Consider the following 18266-nt stretch of genomic DNA (forward strand, 5'->3'; position numbering starts at 1 on the left):
CTTGCCGTATTTGCCGGGTGTCCATAGGTTTGCGGAAGTGGGGAGCAGCAACCGCTTTCCCACTGATTCGTGGACGAAACCATCGGCCCTATCTGCGATGGTTTTCCGGTTTGGGAGGCAAGCATGCCAGCTCTGACGATGACAACCGCCACTCCCAACTCCAACCCGCTCGATCTGATGGAACAGATCGTGTGCAGCTATGAATGGGCGTTCGATCGCCGCAATTCATCCGAAATGGCCGCTGAGGCCCCGGGGAAATGGTGCGACTACGGGCTGTATTTTGCCTGGTCGGCGGAACTCAGCGCCATGCATTTCACCTGCACCTTCGACCTCAAGGTGCCCGAACCACAACGCAAGGCTCTGTTCGAACTGCTCGCCCTGGCCAATGAGCGGCTGTGGATCGGTCACTTCGCACTGGACGTGGACAGCGGCACGCCGATGTTCCGTCACGCTGTCCTCCTGCGCGGCGCACCCGGTGCATCGATGGAAAGTCTTGAGGACATGATCGACATCGCTCTGACCGAGTGCGAACGTTTCTACCCGGCATTCCAGTTCGTTCTCTGGGGCGGCAAGCCTCCAGCAGAAGCACTTGAAGCCGCCATGCTGGACTGCGCCGGAGAAGCCTGATGAGTGAGCCCCTTCCGTCCCTTCTCCTTGTCGGCTGCGGCCAGATGGGAGGGGCTCTCCTCAACGCCTGGATCGCACATGGGCTGGAGCCTTCCGTTGTCATCGACCGGCATCGGGAAGACTTGTCTTCGACGCATCATGTCGTGCGCAACCTGACGGATATTCCTGCGGATTTTCACCCTACGGCCGTCATTCTCGCTGTAAAACCTCAAAAAGCACGGCCCGTTCTGGAAGAACTGTCACGCCTGCGTCCAGACATCGTGACAAATGCCGTGATCGTCTCGGTCATGGCCGGTCTGTCCACCAGCACGATCGCTACTTTCCTGACAACGAACGCACCAACGGCGCACCCCGCCGTCGTGCGCGCCATGCCCAATACACCCTCTGCCATCGGACGCGGTGCTACAGGACTGTTCGCCGGAGATGCCGTAACACCTGCGCAGAAAACACTCTGCGACCGACTCCTCTCCGCTGTCGGTGCAACCGCATGGGTTCATCCGGAAGAACAGATCGATATCGTGACTGCCGTCTCCGGTAGCGGACCGGCCTATGTCTTTCTTCTCGCGGAGCTTCTGGAAAAGACAGCCGTGAGCATGGGACTCGCTCCAGACACGGCCCGTTTGCTGGCCCGCAAGACGGTTTCGGGATCGGGCGAATTACTTGAGCGCAGCCCCGAAGACGCCGCCGAATTGCGTCGGCGTGTCACAAGCCCCGGCGGCACCACGGCCGCTGCCCTCGCTGTGCTTGACGCGCCAGACAACTGCCCCCGCATCCTGCGCGAGGCTCTGGAGGCCAACGTCCTCCGGTCACGCGAACTCGCGTCCTGATCCATCGAACAACCATGAGCCTCCCCCGCATGACCTCGGAAGACAACGACCAGTTCGATTCAGCCCTGCTTGACGCCGCCATGGCGTTGGCCGCCAGCAAGGGATGGGCTTCTCTCACCATGCCCGAGATCGCCCGGCATGCCGGACTGGAGATGGGGGAGGTTCGCCGCCGTTATCCCTTCAAGGCATCCATTCTTCTGTTGCTTGGCCGCATGGCGGACCAGTCGGCCCTCATCGATGACGGCTCGCTCGGCACACCACGTGAAACGCTTTTCGATCTGCTCATGCGACGGATCGACGTTTTTCAGCAATATCGTGCCGGCCTTCTGGCTGTACTACGGGGGCTGCCGTTCGATCCCCCGCTTCTGCTGCTTCTGGGTGCCGCCACCATGGACAGCATGAAATGGATTGCGGGCGCGGCGGGTATTTCCACAGGTGGCGTAAGTGGACTGCTTCGCGTGCAGGGTGTCGTGGCGCTCTGGACACATACGCTGCGCGCTTGGGAAAAAGACGAGAGCGAAGATCTCGGCACCACCATGGCCGCCTTGGAGCAGGGGCTGGACCGGGCCGAGCGCATGGGACTGTTCAATGGCGTGGACCATGAGCCGACCGAAGAGCTTCAATCTGCCCATCCATCAGAAGATGGTGACACGCTTCCTCCCTTGCAGGAAGAACCGGATGCCGATTTCACCGAGAACAACGGATAGAGGGCTCTGACCCTCTTTACGAGCCGGTCGTGTCACAGTAGAAAGCGGGACAGGCGACTGGCCGCGATTGGGGTGTAGCCAAGCGGTAAGGCAGCGGATTTTGATTCCGCCATGCGGAGGTTCGATCCCTCCCACCCCAGCCATTCGATGCAGCGGGCAAAAGCCCGCCGCATCAGTAGATGACTTTCAGACAGCCTTCTTCAGATTGGGACTGGCCTTGAACCGGACGGTCTTGCCAGCCTTCACCTTTACGGGCTCGCCTGTGCGAGGATTGAGAGCCTTGCGTGCCTTGGTCTTGCGGACCGTGAACGTACCGAACGACGGCAGAGTGAAACCACCTTCGCGCTTCAGTTCCTTCACGATCGCGTCCATCAGATCCGCAGCGGCCTTGTTAGCAGCCACCCCGGTGCAATCAATAGAATCCTGGATGACCGCCGCAATGAAAGCCTTACTCATGGATCTCTCAACTCCTGAAATGTGGGCTGGACCGATTACTATGGACGGCGACTGTCGACAATAGGTCGGCCAATATCGCGGCTTCTAACGTGCCACACCTGAAGAAACCAGAAAAAAAATCCATACCGTGAGAGAAACAGCTTAAACAGGTGGAAAAAGTTCTTCAATGCAGCCGAAGTACCACGTCTTTCGAACACGTGGAAACATTCCGAAACAGGGATGGAGCCACCTCTCTCCGTTATGCCTGATGGCATCAGCCTCTTTCCCACGCGCACCTCGGTGCCATCATCGCTCGGTCGCAGATATCATTATTCATACGAACTGATTTTCTACCGCCTGTCATGAAGGCGCATGGGACTTCTGGTCGATCATGGCTTCAACAGCATGCCGAATACGGGCAATGGCAGCACTTTTATAAGGATAGATATCCGCCGGATCCCGATCATGTACGATCATGCCGGTCTCGACTTCAAACACAACCAATGTTCCATCCGGCAACACACCAAAGTCCAGCCCGAAATAATCAAGTTGCACGGCACGAGCGATCGCCTTTAGCCCTTCCAAAACACCAGAAGGAAAATAGCCCGCCATATCCGTCATGAAACGGGCTTCTTCGGCACGTCTCTGAGGGAAATTTTCCATCTTCGCGTTGTAATACCAGATCGCCCAGTGATCATGGATGGCCAAATGAACCGGAAAAGGTTTCCCTTCAACAAAAACGACTCGATATTTGCGGTACAAACTATCGGAACTGATAAAATCGACGAATTGCGTGACATAGAAAGATGTGCCCGGAGACACTGAACGAATATAAGTCTCCAGTTCCGCCTTCGTATCGATGCGTGCCAGTCCATCTCCAGCATGCGAGGCAAGTGGTCTTATCAGAACAGGAAAAGACGGTATCTTGTCATCAAAGGATCGTATCACCGTACATTGCGGCACCAGAACATCTGCAATACCAGCCAGAAGTTGCGGAACGCGTGCACGCCCCACCAGCATAATACGATCATTCCCGTTGAGAACAGGCAATCCAGCCTCGTGCGCGATGATCTCCGCTTCCGCGATGGCCTGTGCCTGCCGTTCGTCCTCCGCAATGGCAATAAACGCGCATTCGGCCTGCACTGCCCTGACGGCTGCAACGAGAACTCCCCGTGCAGCAGGGGCTCCCGATACCCACAGCGTGAAAATCTGGGTGGCACCATCAAGAAGAAACGCAAGTGGCGCATTCGCCTGAAATGTGCCGGGAGCATTCATGACCACAATGCGGCGGCGTGCATCGGAAGAGACAGAATCCGGCCTCTGCATCGGGTCAAGGTGCATGGCTTCATCAAGATGACGCAGGGCCGCGGCCGGCTCTCCGCACACCTGACACATCTCCCATAACCGGTAATGGATCTGGGCACGCTCCGAGGGACCAGAGGCTCTGCCCAGACGTTCGGTCAGAACGGAACGAGCGACAGAAGGATCATTAGCGAATTCGGCGAGATCAAGCATGCTGCCATGCCTAACGCGCCCTTCTCTAAAGTCAGGTAAAGACCGTGCAGGTCTCCTACTTCCGTATAACCGATTCCAGATAGGCTTTGAGTTCCGCAGCCTGACTTTCAAAAGTCGGCAATTCCTCCCTATGCGGGTTCACATAGGAGGAAAACCGCTCCTTGTTAGTCAGAACACCTTCAATAGCTGTCTGCAAACTCTCAAAGCGACCGTCCAGAGGAATAAGCGTCCCGTTCACGCCGTCCTCGATATCCTCCGCCTGCCCACCTGGCGCCGTGGCAATCACCCATACATTCCGCGAAAGAGCTTCACGCACGGTCAGGCCATAACTCTCCATCCATTGAGACGGAAACAGCAGGACATCGATCGCATTGAAGAAATCATCCCGTGTTTCGTCCGTATAGGCCGGACGGATCACAACCTTCCCCTTCACTCTCCATCCCGACACGTTGACCGAGGAAAATCCGAGATTGAGCGTGTTGTCGATAAGCACCAGTTCCCAGTCGTTTCTTTCAAGTGCCTCGAACGCCTTGCGAACCAGTGAGAACCCCTTGACCTCCGCCGTTCCACTGACAAAGCCGAAACGGAGAAGCTGCCCAGCCTTTCGTGGGGTCCGTGCCTTCACAGGCCATGAGAAGCCGTTGCGATTCACCTGTATGCGTTCTGGCTCTATGCCATTTTCCAGATACAACGCGCGATGTGAGGCACTTGGAGACAGAAGAAGCTGCGCTCTGTGCAACGCCCCCTGCATCATATCCTGACGCAGTTGGAGATGATGCGCTCCGGGCACACATCTCTGACACGCCATCAGATCGATATGCCGCTGGAAACAATAGCGTCCATCGGCTTTCACCATGAACTGACGCTCACACAGCCACCACGCATCATGCAGTGTTATCACATGCGGAATTCCCCTCTCCGCACAGACCTGCAAGATCCCGACACCCAGCCCCTGCACGGAATGGAAGTGCACGACATCCGGTCGAAAGGCATCCAACCATGCCGCGAACTGGGCGCTGCAGCGCGGATTATCCAATGCGCCAACAGGATCCACGTCCATGGGCAGCGGGAAAGCCATAACGGGCATGTCACGTATTTCATGCCGTATGGGAGCACCAGCGCGCTCTGGAAAAGAAGGACCGGAAGTGAACACGCCGACATCGCATCCCATGGCAGAAAGCCGAGCTGCCATTTCTTCGGCCACCAGCGTCGCACCGCCAAAAGAACGTGGTTCGAAAAACACGTTTACCGACAGAACCCGCAAACCTTGGCGCGCTTGTGGGGCAGGCAAAGGGAAATAACGAGCGACCTGTTCGCGGGCGATAACGTCCGGACGATAACGTGCAAGGACGTCGCGACGTGCGGATTCGCCAACATCCCGACGCAACACTGGATCGCGCGCCAGTGCCAGCACAGCATCCCGCCAGGCCTCCGCGCCTTCAGCGAGAAAGCCGTTCTGTCCTTCCACAATCACACCCCGAAACGCATCGCAGGGTGAACAGACAGAGGGAACGCACAGGATGGAGGCTTCCAGAAACTTGATGTTGCTTTTTGCGTCGTTGAAAATCGTGAGTTCCAGCGGTGTGACCGTCAGATCGGCAGCCGCCAGCATGGCCATGTAGGTGGGATAATCGCGCCCTTCCAAGGTTTCGACGCGACTGCCAAAGCGCAGCAACACAGGCGGCACTGTCAGTTCGCCCACAATCCGCAATCGCAGGCGTGGCTCGGCTTCCATGGCCGCTGCCAGACCCTCGGCGCAACAGAGAAAATCTCCGTCATGGGTTCGCGTGCCCGAACCATAGACAATAACGATATCGTCCGTCGTCTTCTGATCTTTTTGGGTCAGCCCGGTCAGCGCCGTCTCGGCAGCGGCCAATGTCTGATCATCGAGCGCATTCTCGATAACACTCACTTCACCGATACCGATCCGGCTCATGGCCTCACCGAGAACCCGGGTTGAGGCGATCCCACGACCACACAGTTCCAGACACTCTCTGTAGAGAGCCGCCCCCTTCAATAATTCGGCCTGTTCTGCGGGCGGCAGGGACAAAAGATTACTGTTCTGCCGGTAAAGTTCGACGTCAAAGATCAGATCGTCAACTTCCCACCAAGGGGAAAGACCAAGCCGCCTTGCTTCGTCGATCATCTTGCGGACGTCTGGCACAGCCGGTGTGCGGTAGAAAATGACGTCCGTACACACCTGCAAGCCAGAAAGAACACTCTGGACGTCATGCCAGTTCATGACGTCTACCTGCCAGCCAAGGCGTTCCAGTTCTTCCTTGCGCTGCCAGACACGGTATTTCGCGCATTGCGGAATGGAAAGCTCCGCAACGATCAGCACCCGGGGCGTGAAATCACGTAGCCGTTCCGAGGAAACGGAGCGACGATAGACCGCTTCTCCGTTCTCGACAGAAGGTGATACGGGTGTGGAAGAGCGGGCCGTCCGACGCTTTTCCCATTCCCGCGCCACGCGACCGCCGACACGCTGCCTGACTTTCCCCCACAGAATCCGGATGCCGTCCCGCTCAGCAATTTCCCGCGCTCTGCGAGCGATCAGCCGTAACGGAACGCCGGACGGCAGTTCCCCATGCGCCAACAGCCATGCTGTCCGCAGTCCCCTCACTACTGGCCCGCGATCCAAACCAAACAGAGTACGACGAAGCCGCCCAGCCTCCCATTCCAGCCCATCCGCTCTCATTCCGTGCAAGGCGGAAGTGGCCTTGTACGTTTTCAGAAGCGACTCGGCATTCTCCAGACGCTTTTCCAATGCTTCGAGCTGACGATCTGTCACGGACGTGCCCATTCCCCTGTTTGCTGGCCATCAATCATCTTACGGCAAAAAAAAAACCGGGCCGAAGCCCGGTTTCTTCCGAAACGTACTGCCGATCTTACCAGATCTGGAAGTCGTTCGAGTTGAGGCTGGTGACATTGTCGAACGTAATGGTCGTGTTGTCAGACAGCTTGATGGTGGTGTTGTTGCCGGACGTCGTCGCGTTGTTCAGCGCATTCGTCAGATCGGACTGCGTATAGTTGAGCAGACCGACAATGTTGCCAGCAGCGGAACCGAAGTCGGTGATGGTATAGTTGCCACCCGCAATTCCATCACGGAATGCAAAGTAGTTCATGGCACCCGAGCCACCGGTCATCGTGGCATCACCCACACCGGCAACCAGCGTATCGGAGCCTGTGCCACCGATAAAGGTCTGTGTACCAGACGTGCCCACAACGTTACCGAAAGCATGAATGCCGTAAACGGAGTTGGAACCGTCGAGCGTCTCGTTGCCTGCATTGGCCACGAACAGTGACTCGGTGCTGTTGCTCGTCGCGTTGACGATAGCATCCAGACCGCTTGCACCGAAGATCGTGCTGGAAGCCGCCGTGATCGTGCTCTGGCCCGTGCCACCGATAAAGGTGAGGGAGCCGGAAACGCTCACATTGGCAATGTCGGAGTTTGCGATCAGCGCGTCGCCACTGGCCGAAATGGTGTCCGAAGACCCACCAAGGATCGTGGAGCTACCACCATTCAGGTTGATCGAGTCGTTTGCGCCACCACGAACCGTGGAGCCACCACCAACCGTGATGGCATTGTTGCCACCGGACAGATCGCTGACCTGAGAATCCTCACCAACCGTAACGAAAGAGCTGCCACCGTACAGGTTGACAGTCTGATCCGGGTTGCAGTCGCCACCGAAGATGGTGTCCTGGCCGTACGAATTGACGACGTTCGTGCCCTGACTGATGCTGATGTAGTTATTGCCCGTACCAGCGTTGATCGTGCTGTTGCCCGTGCCCGCAATAACCGTATCGTTACCGGAACCGGCATAGATCGACCAGTTGCCACCACCCGCAAGCTGATCGCCAAGGAAGCTGTTGTTGCCTGTGCCGGCCACAAAGACACCGTTGGACGAACCGGCCTGGAACTGCACACCCTGCGTGGTGCCGCCCTCAACGCTTACGAAAGAGGCCGTGCCCTTGCTGGCATCGATCTGAACATGCGCGCTGGGAATCTGGTTGGTGCCCGGCAGACCGCCGAACACGATCGCGCCGACATCTCCAGAAACCTGATAGGATCCTGCCGCCGTGATGACGCCATAACCCGAAGTGTTGGACGCAAACTCGGTCGAACCCGGCGTCAGGTTCTGCCCGCTGATCGAACCACCGGCGATGCCGCTCGCCAGCGTATTGCTGAACGACGAGACAAGACCAGCGAGCGTGCCGCTGCCGGCACCATCAACGGTAACGACAACATGTGAACCCGAGGACGCGCCCTGAACGGTAATAATAGGCATTATTCAGTCCCTTGCTTTGTAACCCAGCATGGTCAGTCGCAGCATCACACACGGGCAGACATCTTTCCATGGCCTTTCTACGTTGAAAGCTCCGACACACGCAATAGAAAACAAGGCTGTCGGCTCGAAAAAAATACATCGCGAATCGCAGTTTCCTGCGTTTTTTTGACAAATACTTTGTCTATCGCCCTTTCGGTTAACCTTTAGCTTTCCATTCCCTCTTGCCGTCGATGTCCCGAGCGCAGACAAACCACGGCAGATCGTCCCCCTGCTATATGAGCGACATGTCCGACCTGCCCGTTTCCATCTTCAGCCTGCTCTCCTCCCCGGAACTGGACGTTTTTTTCGCGCCACCGGCTCTCAGGGATGTGGTGCCCGATACTGCGGCCCACATGCCGCTTCTTCTCGGCATACTTACAAGTGCGCGGCCTCATTCTCTCGCCCTTGTCGGAGTGCCCACGGCCATTGCCGATTACATCCAGTCCTTTCTGACCCTGCAGGCTTTCGACACCCGCACGCAGATCCTGAACGACTCCGAAGCGCCCGCACGCACCGGCACCCCGCCCGAGATTGCAGTGCTCGATCTTACACGGCTGAAGCACGCGGCAGAGACGCTCACCACCCTTCGTCCTTCTCTCGCTCCTGACGCCCTCCTCTTTTTGAACGGCACAGAGACGGAGATCGGAGCCACCTTGTGGAACGCGCTTGCCGCGACACATCCCCACTGCCTTTTCCCGGATGCCGATGGTGCCGGAATCGTGGCACTGGGTGCCATCCCGTGCGACCTGAGTCCTCTTTTCGAAGCACGCACCTCCTCCGCCCAGCTTGCCCGCCTGCGGATACGCCTCGACCGTCTCGGGTCGGCATGGGCCGGTGCCGTCCGGCAGAGCACGTTTGAAGCGGAAAGCCAGCATCAGAAAGATTCTCTGGACGCAACGCGCCACGATCTCCTCCAAACCCGGCTGGCGCTGCAGGAAACACGGGAACGCTTGTCCCAAGCCGTCGCCTCCAAAGCAGAAATCGACAAGCAATCCAGCGAATCCTCTAAGGAATCCCAGGCGGTCGCCCCCACCACGGTCGATCCCACATGGATGCAGCAGGCCCGCACACTCATCGAGGAACAAAACAGTCGTCTTGCTACATTACAGACGGAGATTCAGGCCCTGCAAAGCGCCATACAAGCCCGCTCCGGCCTGTTTCGTGGCCTTTTACGCACGCTGCGCCACCCGAATTTTTCGCCGCATATTCCCACCGTCCCCGCACCATTGGAACTTCCCGCCCTTCCGGAAATCGAAAGCGCCGCCGCCGGCACGCACAACCCCGCGTCGCCGCTCCCGGTTTCCGCTCTCAGGCGCAATGTTCTCTTTGTCAGCGGAGAACCCACCACTCCCGGCACCCTGTACCGCTGCACACGCAATGCCGCCGCCTGTGCGCTTGTCGGACACTTCACCCGTGTGCTGGCCTGTGCCGATGTAGGACCGGCCGATGTGGAATGGGCCGATGTCATCGTGCTGTGGCGGGTGGAATACAGCCCGCATGTGGCCATCCTTATCCGGCTGAGCAAGGAAAAGGGAGCAACCGTCATCTTCGATACGGATGATCTGGTTTTCATCCCGGCACTCGCCAGTATCGCGATCATCGACGGCATCAGGACAGTGGACTGCGCGACCGAATCCATCGTCCACATCACTTTCCAAAACATGCGCGCAACGATGGAGCGGGCCGACGCCTGTTTCGCCACCACCGATTTCATGGCGACCGAAATGCGCCGCATCGCTCGGCAGTCGTTCACATTACCCAATATTTATGACGCAGCCTGCCTGCGCCGCAGCCGCATGGCCGCGCGCATCCTCGCCTCCGTTCCCGGCGACGGCCTCATTCGCATCGGCTATGCGTCCGGCACCCGCACCCATCAGCGCGACTTTGCGCTCGTAGCCGAGGTTCTGGCGCGCCTGATGCAAAAGCACCCCGAGGTACGTCTCGTGCTTTTCCACGAAACTGGCAACAAGCGGCCGGTTCTGCTGATGGACGAATTTCCAGCCCTTCTTCCCGTGGCCGATCAGATCGAATGGCGCGATATGGTGCCCCTCGAACGTCTGCCCGAAGAATTCGCGCGCTTCGATATTTCCATCGCTCCCTTGGAACTCGACAACGTGTTTTGTGAGGCCAAGAGCGAAATCAAATATCTCGAAGCCGCCCTCGCTGGGGTGCCGTCCGTGGTTTCCCCGACAGCACCCTATCGTGACTGTGTCACCGATGGCGTGACCGGCTTCCTTGCCGAGACTCCCACACAATGGGAAGACGCCCTGACCCGTCTTGTCACCGATCCGTCCTTGCGCCGCAGCCTTGCCCGCAATGCTCTTAATCAGGTGCTGTGGACTTTCGGTCCTCAGCGGCAAGCTCTTCTGTTCGAAAGCATCATCATGTCATTCGGCAATGAGGCCGCGACAGCCAGAGCGAGCGAGACGCTCATTGCCCGCGGTCGCTATCAGGGCCGTGGCGTGCCGGAAGTTCCGGAGTATGAGACGCTCTTCGCACATGACGCGCTGAAAGCGGCGGATGTGAGCGTCATCATCACATCTCACAATTATCACGATGTCGTTCTCGACGCGCTCGAATCGGTACGCAGCCAAAGCGTGCAAAAACTCGACCTGATTGTCGTCGATGACGCCTCAACCGACGACTCCGTGGCCCTCATCACCCACTGGGCCCAGCAGAACGCAGCCCGCTTCAACCGGCTTCTCGTGCTCGCGCCTCTTGCCAATGTGGGTCTCGGCGGTGCGCGCAATATCGGCGTTTCCGCCAGCGAGACACCGTATTTCCTCTCGCTGGATGCCGATAACCGCCTCCGCACCGATGCCTGCGAGAAACTCCTTGCCGCCTGCGATCCCTTAACCGCCTACGCCTATCCCACTCTGCGTCAGTTCGGAGCGGCGCACGATCTGATGGGCGATATCCCCAGCCGTCCGCTCCAGCTTCGCAACGGCAACTACATCGACGCCATGGCGCTGGTCGCAAAATGGGCGTGGTCCGCTGCCGGCGGTTATTACGTGAAGCGCGACGCCATGGGATGGGAGGATTACGATCTGTGGTGCACGCTGGCGGAACTGGGTCTCAAAGGCGTGCATGTCTCCGAGCCTGTGGCGGAATACCGCGTACATGGAGGGTCCATGACCAACAGCGTCACGGAGACGCACACACATAAAGCCAACGTCGTGACCTATATCAAGACATGTCATCCGTGGCTCGACATGCACCATGAGGCCCGGAGCCGGGGCTGATTTATCTGAAAAAAGCGCGCCTCATCACCATCAGCCGGTCCCCAAGCCCGCGTGACATGCCAGACGGGACCGGCCCACGCCTGAGATCGCGATCGGCCAGAACTGCCGGGAGCGTGGCCAGCCGCGCCTTGCGACATTCCGCGCGCGAGGGCAGAAGCGTCCGCCCCTCCTGACGCAGACGCGCCACAACGGGAGCCAGTCTCCCCCCCTTTAGCAAGGCCGCACCGTCCGCCTCCCGTGGCAAGCCCGCCTGTTCCAGCGCCTCTTGCGGAAGAGGCATACGCCCCGCAGTCAGTACGTCCGGCAGATGACGCAGCAATGCGCCCGTTCCGAATGCGGCACCCGCATGAACAATCATGGCCAATAGGGCGTCATCCACAATGCCAAGCAATTCCCCCACCATGCGTTGCATTATGCCGGCTCCATCGAGCATCGCCGTACGCCATGTCACCCAGTCAGGCAGACCGCACAGTTCCGCTTCCCGCGCATCGATCAAACGCAGCACGGACTCCGGCGCGATCCGCCTTCCCTCCAGAAGTTCGGCCAGTTCCATGGCCACAGGCATTCGGGCTGCCCGCCCCTGAGCCGGCTCCTGCACCACATCGCGCCACCATTGAAGCCGGATCAGCCCGGCCATCGGGCCGGTGACAGACCCCGAAACCGGCAGCACGAGCGCTTTCGACAGTTCCACATTCAGCGCAATCAGCACGAAAGCCACCTCGCGTATTTCGGGTGGAAGGAACATCGCGCAGAAAAAGCGGTCCCGATCACGCAGACGTGCAATCGCTGCACAGGACAGCTCCGTCCCCCCGGAGGCATCCTTTTGTTCGTTCATCGCGTTGGACCCTTCATGTCGTGCCTGTGCCTCCGATCACTCAACCGTCCCTTGACGGTCTGGTGGGCGGCACATAGCACTTGGGAGCGGCGTCCATACGCCACCCATTCGTGATTGCAATCCAAGGAGACCAGCATCATGGCTTTCGAATTGCCAGCCCTTCCCTTCTCCTACAATGCCCTCGCTTCGCGTGGCATGTGCCAGGAGACTCTGGAACTCCATCACGACAAGCATCATCAGGCCTATGTCACGGCGCTGAACAACTTCGTCGAGGCGAAGCCGGAACTTCAGGGCAAGTCGCTCGACGAGATCATTCTCGCGGTAAAAGGTGATGCGACACAGGCTCCGGTGTTCAACAACGCCGGCCAGCATTGGAACCATATCCTGTTCTGGGAAAATCTCTCCCCCAACGGCGGCGCGATCCCGCCGGCGCTGGAAGCCAAGATCAAGGAAGATCTGGGCAGCGTCGAAAAGTTCAAGGAAGAGTTCAAGAAGGCCGCCGTCTCGCAGTTCGGTTCCGGCTGGGCATGGCTCGTGCTGGCGCCGAATGGCAAGCTGGCCGTGACCAAGACCGGCAACGGCTCCAACCCGCTGGCCGAAGGTCAGGGCAAGGCGCTGCTGGGCCTCGACGTGTGGGAGCACGCTTACTATCTCGACTTCCGCAACCGTCGCCCGGACTACATCACCAACTACCTCGACAAGCTCGCCAACTATGAGTTTGCCGAGGCTCAGCTTCAGGCCGCCTGAGGCGACACGGCAACGGGCCGGGGAGCACATCTCCCCGGCCCGTTTTTCTTTTCACAGTCTGTTTTAAAAACTCAGTCCAGTTTTGCCCATGTGGCCAACTGATCGACCACGGCCTGCGGCGTCATCTGCCGGGCATGAGCCAAAGCCACCACGCTGTCCCCGTTCAACAGCTTGCCGGAAGGTGAGATGATCAGAACTGTAGGGGCGACCGAAACCGTCACACCATATCCTGCCGCGATGCTCATGTTGGTCATGAACCGCGACACGTTCACAACCGCCACCTCATAATTCTGCGCCACCCACGCCGCCACCGCCGGCGTGGCCAGCACGCCCGAAAGCGCCCAGCAATCCGGCGCCCAGTTTCCACCAAAATCCAGCAGCACTGGCTTGCCGCTCGTCTTTGCGCGTGTCAGCGCCGCGGCTACGGCGGCGGGCGCCAGTTCGGCTGCCGGATAGGGAACCACAACGGGGCGCACAGGCGCTTCTCCCACCTGTGGTGTTGCCGTCACCGTATGGGCGAGACCGAAAGAGCACGGCAGCGCCGTGGAGATGGCACATAGGACGGCAAGGGAAAGATTTTTCAGACGCATCACGATTCCTCCTTGGAGCGGGAAACCCGGTGATGTCGTCTTCTTCCTGTCACAATCCATGAGTGCAACACTCAGATGCGGTCAGGCGAATGTTCCGTCTTCGCTCCAGAAGAACGTCACTTCGTGCTTGTTGTGAAACAGATGCGCCAACCGTCCACCCGGTATCGCGGCGAACGCATCCATGATCGTAAAATCCGTCTCACCCTGAAACTTCACGCTCATGACAATGCGCGCTGTCTTTCCGGTCTCGATCCAGCGCCGCGCCAGAGCGAGAAGCCGATCCGGATAAGCGATCACATCTGAAAACAACCAGTCCACACGGTCTTCTTTCGCAGGATCGAGACCAAAGGCGCTCTCCTGCCGAAACGTGACGCCCGGCATCGCAGCCACCTGCGGCGCAAGAACCGCACGATCCACCGCCGTCACCTGCGCGCCCAGTTGGGCAATCGCCCACGTCCAGCCACCCGGCGTCGCCCCCATATCCAGACAGCGCTCCCCCGTAACCGGCCAGCGCCCGATGCGCGTGCAGGCCTCCCAGAGTTTGAGATACGCCCGAGACGGCGGGCCTTCCCGATCTTCCACGAAACGTGGTTCGCCCATCGGAAAAGGACTGGCTTTGGTTTGGGAAAACAGCAGGCGGTCCGGAGCCAGCAATGTCCACCCACCCAAAGGACTGGTGGGCGGCCTCTGTGGAAAGACCAATGGAGCCGCCTTCACGGGGGGCAGCTTGTCCTTGATGAGCGAGGACCGTCGGAAAAACTCCACCGGCACATCCGACCAGTTCCGCTGGCGACTTTTCAGCAGGCGCACGGCCTCCCCGATGGAAGCAATGACCTGAACCTCCGGCGCCGTCCACACATCCAGCGCCCAGACGCTCGCTACCGGAGGGCGCGCGCACAAGGCCAGCCGCCCCCACCATCTTTCCGGTGGTGTGCCCAGCCGTTCCAGTTCCGCGCCCAACACGTCTTCAAATCCGGAAGGTGCCACGTAGACACTGCGAATTACCGATTCAGTCATGACGTAGAAACGCCACGCCAAGTAATGCCCACGAAGCGATCAGCATCAAGCCACCGGTAGGAGCCACGGACCCAAGATGATGGCCGGAGAAAGCTGTGACATAGAGAGCCAGACAGAAAATCACCATGCCGCACCACAGGCCGCAGCCGGCCAGCGCCGTCAGCCGGGAGGGACGGCGCACCGACACTCCCAGTGCGAGAAGCGCCAGCGCATGCCACATCTGCATCTGCACGGCTTCCTGCACGATCATGCGGCCCTCGGGCAGACCGAAGCGCTCGGACGGCAGATGCGCGGCCACGGCCCCCATCGCCACGCCGGTCGCCGCTGCCCAGGCACCGCCCACGCGCCAGAATCGTGCAAGCTCCATTACATCCTCTCCTCGTTCCCCAAATGACCCGGTCATGGGCGTCGATCCCCATGGAGAACAGGCTTCGTGGTCTAGCCGCCCGTCACGGAACCGACAAGAAAGCCGAATGTTGTTACGCAATGGCACCTACCCACCTTTTCCAGCAGGAGTCCCATCATGAAACCGTCCCATCGCCTCAGCGCCCTCACGATACTCGCCCTTCTCGCGGCCTGCGCCCCCACAACACCTCCGCCGCCTCCCCCTCCGCCAGCCGCTCCCGCACCACTGGCCGCATCCGATGCGGACTTCGTTCAGCAGGCGGCGCAGCTCAATCTGACTGAAATCGCACTGGCGAAACTTGCGCCCACCAAAGCCGCGAAAAGCACGGTGAAGAACTATGCCCAGCGCCTGATTGCCGCGCATAGCGGCGCACAGGACAAGCTCGCCACCATTGCATCGACTCATGGCGTCACGCTTCCCACCGCACCGGATGCGGACAACCAGCAGACCATCACATCGCTCGGCGGCATGAAGCGCGCCCGCTTCGATCAGGCCTATCTCGCGGCCACCATCAAAGCACACGAAAACGCCGTAACCTTCGCCGCTACCGAAGCCGCAACCACATCGGATGCAGGACTAAAAGCCTACGCTCAGGAACTGGAACAGATGGCCCAGCAGCACCTGACAGCCGCCCGGGCGCTCACACGTCATCCCGGTCATCCGGCAGGCTATGCCGGTGCCCGCCAGTCCCGTCATCACTGAGAATACGACATGATGGACGATGGGCGCTTGACAGAACAGGTCTCGGACTGTCCCCTTTTCGAAACGAACCTGCATCGACCGAAACTGGAGCCCCTTACGTCATGTCCGTCAGAATAGATCGTGTCGTCACACGAGGGGGCGACAAGGGCCAGACGTCACTGGGCGATGGCACTCGTCTGCCCAAGAACGCCTCTCATGTGGAAGCCATCGGCGCGCTGGACGAGACGAACGCCACTCTTGGCGTTCTGCGCTGCCATGTGCAGGCCGTCGATGCCGCCTTGGCGGAGCGTCTGGCGGACATTCAGAACCTTCTCTTCGATATGGGCGGCGATCTGTGCATGCCCGAAGGCAGCGCTCACGCGAAACGGATCGAGCCGACTGTCATCGTCACACTGGAAGTCGAAATCGAACGCCTGAGAGCGCTTCAGTCGCCCCTCACCAGCTTCGTTCTGCCCGGCGGTTCCCTTCCTGCAGCTTGGGCCCATATGGCCCGCACCTCCGTGCGACAGGCCGAGCGCGCTGTCGTGGCGCTGTCTGCGGACACTCCGATAAACCCGGCGCTCGTACCCCTGCTGAACCGCCTGTCCGACTATTTTTTCGTGCTGGCACGTCATCTCAACGCGAACGGGCAGGAAGATGTCGTGTGGCAACCGGGACGTGGATTGTTTCATCAAGGATAAAGCAGACGAAGAAATCCGATCCGACTCGCAACCCGTTGTAAAAAGAAATTGTCAAGCCTTGCTTGAACTCCCTTACCGGTCGTGGTATTGGCACAGCACGACCGGGGTGCCGGAGTTGTCTGACACGTCTCGTGCGGACAAAATCCGCGGGCCGAGCCGCCTATCGTCCGTCCCCCTTCCGAATCGAAAAAAGCGGGTTTCCGCACTGTCCGATATGGACCCTCGATCCTGCGTCTCTCCGGGAGCAGGACTTTGAGTGAATACTTGAAAGAAACATCACAGTGGATAGCGGATTGCTGAAAACATCCAACCGGCTTCCCCAAACACATAACGACGACATGTCGGATGCAGGCGCAGAAGAGGCAGCGCTCCGCGCCCTCAATCGCATGGGTTCGCGAAAAGGAGCCGCCAAACCTGCCGCCACCCTGCGGCTGTCCTCCAACACGGATAATACAGGCGCTGCGCGTAAACGCCGCTTCGTGCGCGACGGCGATGTGCCGGTGGAACACCACCAACTGGCCCGCACCTCCACGCGCCCGGTCGCAGCCTCCACGGGTGCGGACGAAGCCCGACTGAACAAAGCGCTGGAAAATGAACGGCGTGCCCGTAGCGATGCTGAACGCCAGATCCACGATCTTGAGGTCGCGCAACGCTCCCTGACCACCCGTCTGGGACATGCCGAAGTTCTGATGGCAGAACTCAAGCAGACGCTGGCGGTTCGCGATCAAGAACTGGCCGACCGTACGGCTGAACTCGCTCGGGAACGCGCCACGGTCCAGCAGGCTGCCGAGGAAATTCGTGCGCTGCGCAAGCAGATCCGCAAAAGTTCCGCCCGGAGCGAAAGCGCTGGCATCCATGATGACATGCCCACCGATGAAAACGGTCAGCAACCCATCAAATGGTGGAAGGACTGATCCATTCCACCAGCGACCACGCTTCGGCATGATCTGAGTCGTGCGCTGATTCAGCGGATCATCGTGGCCTTCTCATGCGCCTGCATGATGGCCACGCTCCTCATCCCGGGACTGATCTCGGGCTTTTTGTTGCTTTTTCGCAGCACGCTTGAAGCTCTCTTTCTTCCCTTTCGCCTGCTTTTCGGTCTGGCTCTCTGGCTGACAACCGGCAATGACATCGGTAATGCCGTGTCGGAGGTGGGACGCTCACCCACACAGACCGATCCCTCCTGGGCACTCCTACACGATTATCTGCCCGCCCTGCTTATCGCAGCCGGACTGCTGCTCTTCATCGTGGCCAGTGGAGCGGGACGACGGCAACCGACATTGTTATGGTCGTGCCTGAGCCTTCATGGGGGCGCAGGCGTTCTCATTGGAACACCTATCGCCGCCCTGCTGTTGCCAGCCCTGTGCACGGAAGCTGTCGCCCTGTATGCAATCCGCAATCAGCCCGGCTCTGACTGATCCTTTTCAGGCATTCGCTTTCCATGAAAAACGATAGGCTGGCATAGGCGCTGCCAGCCTTTCACGCCTCAGAACTCAGCCGACAAAGTGAAATGGTAGACACGGGGCAGACCTGCATACAGGGTCGAAGCCGCGCCGGATGTGCCACTTGGCGCACCGGTATAAACCGACGCCCAGTAGCGCTCGTTCG

General features: G+C 59.3%; 17 protein-coding genes and 1 tRNA gene. 10 read left to right on the forward strand and 8 right to left on the reverse strand.

Annotated features, from left to right (window positions below):
* Positions 1–123 precede the first annotated feature (123 nt).
* From KUA11_RS12920 to KUA11_RS12935, 4 genes are all read left to right on the forward strand, one after another.
* Entirely contained in the window at positions 124–627 is a 504-nt protein-coding gene (locus tag KUA11_RS12920; protein ID WP_166312664.1) for a type III secretion system chaperone family protein, read from the forward strand.
* A complete protein-coding gene (gene proC, locus KUA11_RS12925) occupies positions 627–1454 on the forward strand; it encodes a pyrroline-5-carboxylate reductase (protein ID WP_217410969.1) in 828 nt (275 codons plus the stop codon). The genes KUA11_RS12920 and proC overlap by 1 nt, the downstream gene beginning before the upstream one ends.
* Before the next feature lie 29 nt (positions 1455–1483).
* Complete coding sequence (locus KUA11_RS12930; RefSeq protein ID WP_217410975.1) at positions 1484–2161, forward strand: TetR family transcriptional regulator; 678 nt, start codon at positions 1484–1486, stop codon at positions 2159–2161.
* Positions 2162–2229: 68 nt separating this feature from the next.
* Positions 2230–2304: transfer RNA gene (locus KUA11_RS12935), tRNA-Gln, on the forward strand.
* A 43-nt stretch (positions 2305–2347) separates the two neighbouring features.
* Here the strand turns inward: KUA11_RS12935 and KUA11_RS12940 are convergent.
* The 4 genes from KUA11_RS12940 to KUA11_RS12955 all read right to left on the reverse strand — a co-directional run bounded on the left by KUA11_RS12940 (position 2348) and on the right by KUA11_RS12955 (position 8400).
* Entirely contained in the window at positions 2348–2617 is a 270-nt protein-coding gene (locus KUA11_RS12940) for an HU family DNA-binding protein (RefSeq protein WP_166312661.1), read from the reverse strand.
* 339 nt (positions 2618–2956) lie between these two features.
* Entirely contained in the window at positions 2957–3871 is a 915-nt protein-coding gene (locus KUA11_RS12945) for an ATP-grasp domain-containing protein (protein ID WP_217410977.1), read from the reverse strand.
* Positions 3872–4166: 295 nt separating this feature from the next.
* Complete coding sequence (locus KUA11_RS12950; protein ID WP_368041020.1) at positions 4167–6902, reverse strand: glycosyltransferase; 2736 nt, start codon at positions 6900–6902, stop codon at positions 4167–4169.
* A gap of 97 nt (positions 6903–6999) precedes the next feature.
* A complete protein-coding gene (locus KUA11_RS12955; protein ID WP_217410981.1) occupies positions 7000–8400 on the reverse strand; it encodes a beta strand repeat-containing protein in 1401 nt (466 codons plus the stop codon).
* A gap of 275 nt (positions 8401–8675) precedes the next feature.
* Between KUA11_RS12955 and KUA11_RS12960 the strand changes: the two genes are divergently transcribed.
* Entirely contained in the window at positions 8676–11681 is a 3006-nt protein-coding gene (locus KUA11_RS12960) for a glycosyltransferase (RefSeq protein WP_217410983.1), read from the forward strand.
* A 1-nt stretch (position 11682) separates the two neighbouring features.
* On the opposite strand, the gene KUA11_RS12965 is transcribed toward KUA11_RS12960, so the two are convergent.
* Positions 11683–12516: a phytoene/squalene synthase family protein gene (locus KUA11_RS12965; RefSeq protein WP_217410985.1), complete on the reverse strand. Its 834-nt coding sequence runs from the start codon at positions 12514–12516 to the stop codon at positions 11683–11685.
* Between the two features lie 138 nt (positions 12517–12654).
* Between KUA11_RS12965 and KUA11_RS12970 the strand changes: the two genes are divergently transcribed.
* The gene (locus tag KUA11_RS12970; RefSeq protein WP_217410987.1) at positions 12655–13263 is read left to right on the forward strand and encodes a superoxide dismutase; all 609 of its coding nucleotides are present in this window, start codon (positions 12655–12657) and stop codon (positions 13261–13263) included.
* A gap of 71 nt (positions 13264–13334) precedes the next feature.
* Here KUA11_RS12970 and KUA11_RS12975 read toward each other — a convergent pair whose 3' ends face one another.
* From KUA11_RS12975 to KUA11_RS12985, 3 genes are all read right to left on the reverse strand, one after another.
* Positions 13335–13853: a TlpA family protein disulfide reductase gene (locus KUA11_RS12975; RefSeq protein ID WP_217411006.1), complete on the reverse strand. Its 519-nt coding sequence runs from the start codon at positions 13851–13853 to the stop codon at positions 13335–13337.
* Between the two features lie 81 nt (positions 13854–13934).
* A complete protein-coding gene (locus KUA11_RS12980) occupies positions 13935–14870 on the reverse strand; it encodes an SAM-dependent methyltransferase (protein ID WP_217410989.1) in 936 nt (311 codons plus the stop codon).
* Positions 14863–15273, reverse strand: a complete 411-nt coding sequence (locus KUA11_RS12985; RefSeq protein WP_254454922.1) for a DUF423 domain-containing protein — start codon at positions 15271–15273, stop codon at positions 14863–14865. Before KUA11_RS12985 ends, KUA11_RS12980 begins: the two co-directional genes overlap by 8 nt.
* Before the next feature lie 120 nt (positions 15274–15393).
* On the opposite strand from KUA11_RS12985, the gene KUA11_RS12990 reads away from it, so the two are divergent.
* The 4 genes from KUA11_RS12990 (at position 15394) to KUA11_RS13005 (ending at position 18076) form a co-directional block, all read left to right on the forward strand.
* On the forward strand, positions 15394–15978 hold the full coding sequence (locus tag KUA11_RS12990) for a DUF4142 domain-containing protein (RefSeq protein ID WP_217410991.1): 585 nt from the start codon (positions 15394–15396) through the stop codon (positions 15976–15978).
* A 101-nt stretch (positions 15979–16079) separates the two neighbouring features.
* Entirely contained in the window at positions 16080–16658 is a 579-nt protein-coding gene (locus tag KUA11_RS12995; RefSeq protein ID WP_217410993.1) for a cob(I)yrinic acid a,c-diamide adenosyltransferase, read from the forward strand.
* A 338-nt stretch (positions 16659–16996) separates the two neighbouring features.
* Positions 16997–17572, forward strand: coding sequence for a hypothetical protein (locus KUA11_RS13000; protein WP_217410995.1), 576 nt, complete (start codon positions 16997–16999; stop codon positions 17570–17572).
* A 63-nt stretch (positions 17573–17635) separates the two neighbouring features.
* Positions 17636–18076, forward strand: coding sequence for a hypothetical protein (locus KUA11_RS13005; RefSeq protein ID WP_368041021.1), 441 nt, complete (start codon positions 17636–17638; stop codon positions 18074–18076).
* The last annotated feature ends 190 nt before the right edge of the window (positions 18077–18266 follow it).

The organism is Acetobacter estunensis, assembly GCF_019083805.1.
GTDB classification, from domain to species: domain Bacteria; phylum Pseudomonadota; class Alphaproteobacteria; order Acetobacterales; family Acetobacteraceae; genus Acetobacter; species Acetobacter estunensis_A.

What these genes read in the sequence shown, in the direction of transcription:
- KUA11_RS12920 (WP_166312664.1), top strand. Translation starts at nt 124, where the DNA reads ATGCCAGCTCTGACGATGACAACCGCCACTCCCAACTCCAACCCGCTC.
- KUA11_RS12975 (WP_217411006.1), bottom strand. Translation starts at nt 13,853, where the DNA reads ATGCGTCTGAAAAATCTTTCCCTTGCCGTCCTATGTGCCATCTCCACG.
- KUA11_RS12970 (WP_217410987.1), top strand. Translation starts at nt 12,655, where the DNA reads ATGGCTTTCGAATTGCCAGCCCTTCCCTTCTCCTACAATGCCCTCGCT.
- KUA11_RS12985 (WP_254454922.1), bottom strand. Translation starts at nt 15,273, where the DNA reads ATGACCGGGTCATTTGGGGAACGAGGAGAGGATGTAATGGAGCTTGCA.
- KUA11_RS12940 (WP_166312661.1), bottom strand. Translation starts at nt 2,617, where the DNA reads ATGAGTAAGGCTTTCATTGCGGCGGTCATCCAGGATTCTATTGATTGC.
- KUA11_RS12960 (WP_217410983.1), top strand. Translation starts at nt 8,676, where the DNA reads ATGAGCGACATGTCCGACCTGCCCGTTTCCATCTTCAGCCTGCTCTCC.
- KUA11_RS12955 (WP_217410981.1), bottom strand. Translation starts at nt 8,400, where the DNA reads ATGCCTATTATTACCGTTCAGGGCGCGTCCTCGGGTTCACATGTTGTC.
- KUA11_RS12980 (WP_217410989.1), bottom strand. Translation starts at nt 14,870, where the DNA reads ATGACTGAATCGGTAATTCGCAGTGTCTACGTGGCACCTTCCGGATTT.
- KUA11_RS12945 (WP_217410977.1), bottom strand. Translation starts at nt 3,871, where the DNA reads ATGAATGCTCCCGGCACATTTCAGGCGAATGCGCCACTTGCGTTTCTT.
- KUA11_RS13000 (WP_217410995.1), top strand. Translation starts at nt 16,997, where the DNA reads ATGTCGGATGCAGGCGCAGAAGAGGCAGCGCTCCGCGCCCTCAATCGC.
- KUA11_RS12930 (WP_217410975.1), top strand. Translation starts at nt 1,484, where the DNA reads ATGACCTCGGAAGACAACGACCAGTTCGATTCAGCCCTGCTTGACGCC.
- proC (WP_217410969.1), top strand. Translation starts at nt 627, where the DNA reads ATGAGTGAGCCCCTTCCGTCCCTTCTCCTTGTCGGCTGCGGCCAGATG.
- KUA11_RS12965 (WP_217410985.1), bottom strand. Translation starts at nt 12,516, where the DNA reads ATGAACGAACAAAAGGATGCCTCCGGGGGGACGGAGCTGTCCTGTGCA.
- KUA11_RS12990 (WP_217410991.1), top strand. Translation starts at nt 15,394, where the DNA reads ATGAAACCGTCCCATCGCCTCAGCGCCCTCACGATACTCGCCCTTCTC.
- KUA11_RS12995 (WP_217410993.1), top strand. Translation starts at nt 16,080, where the DNA reads ATGTCCGTCAGAATAGATCGTGTCGTCACACGAGGGGGCGACAAGGGC.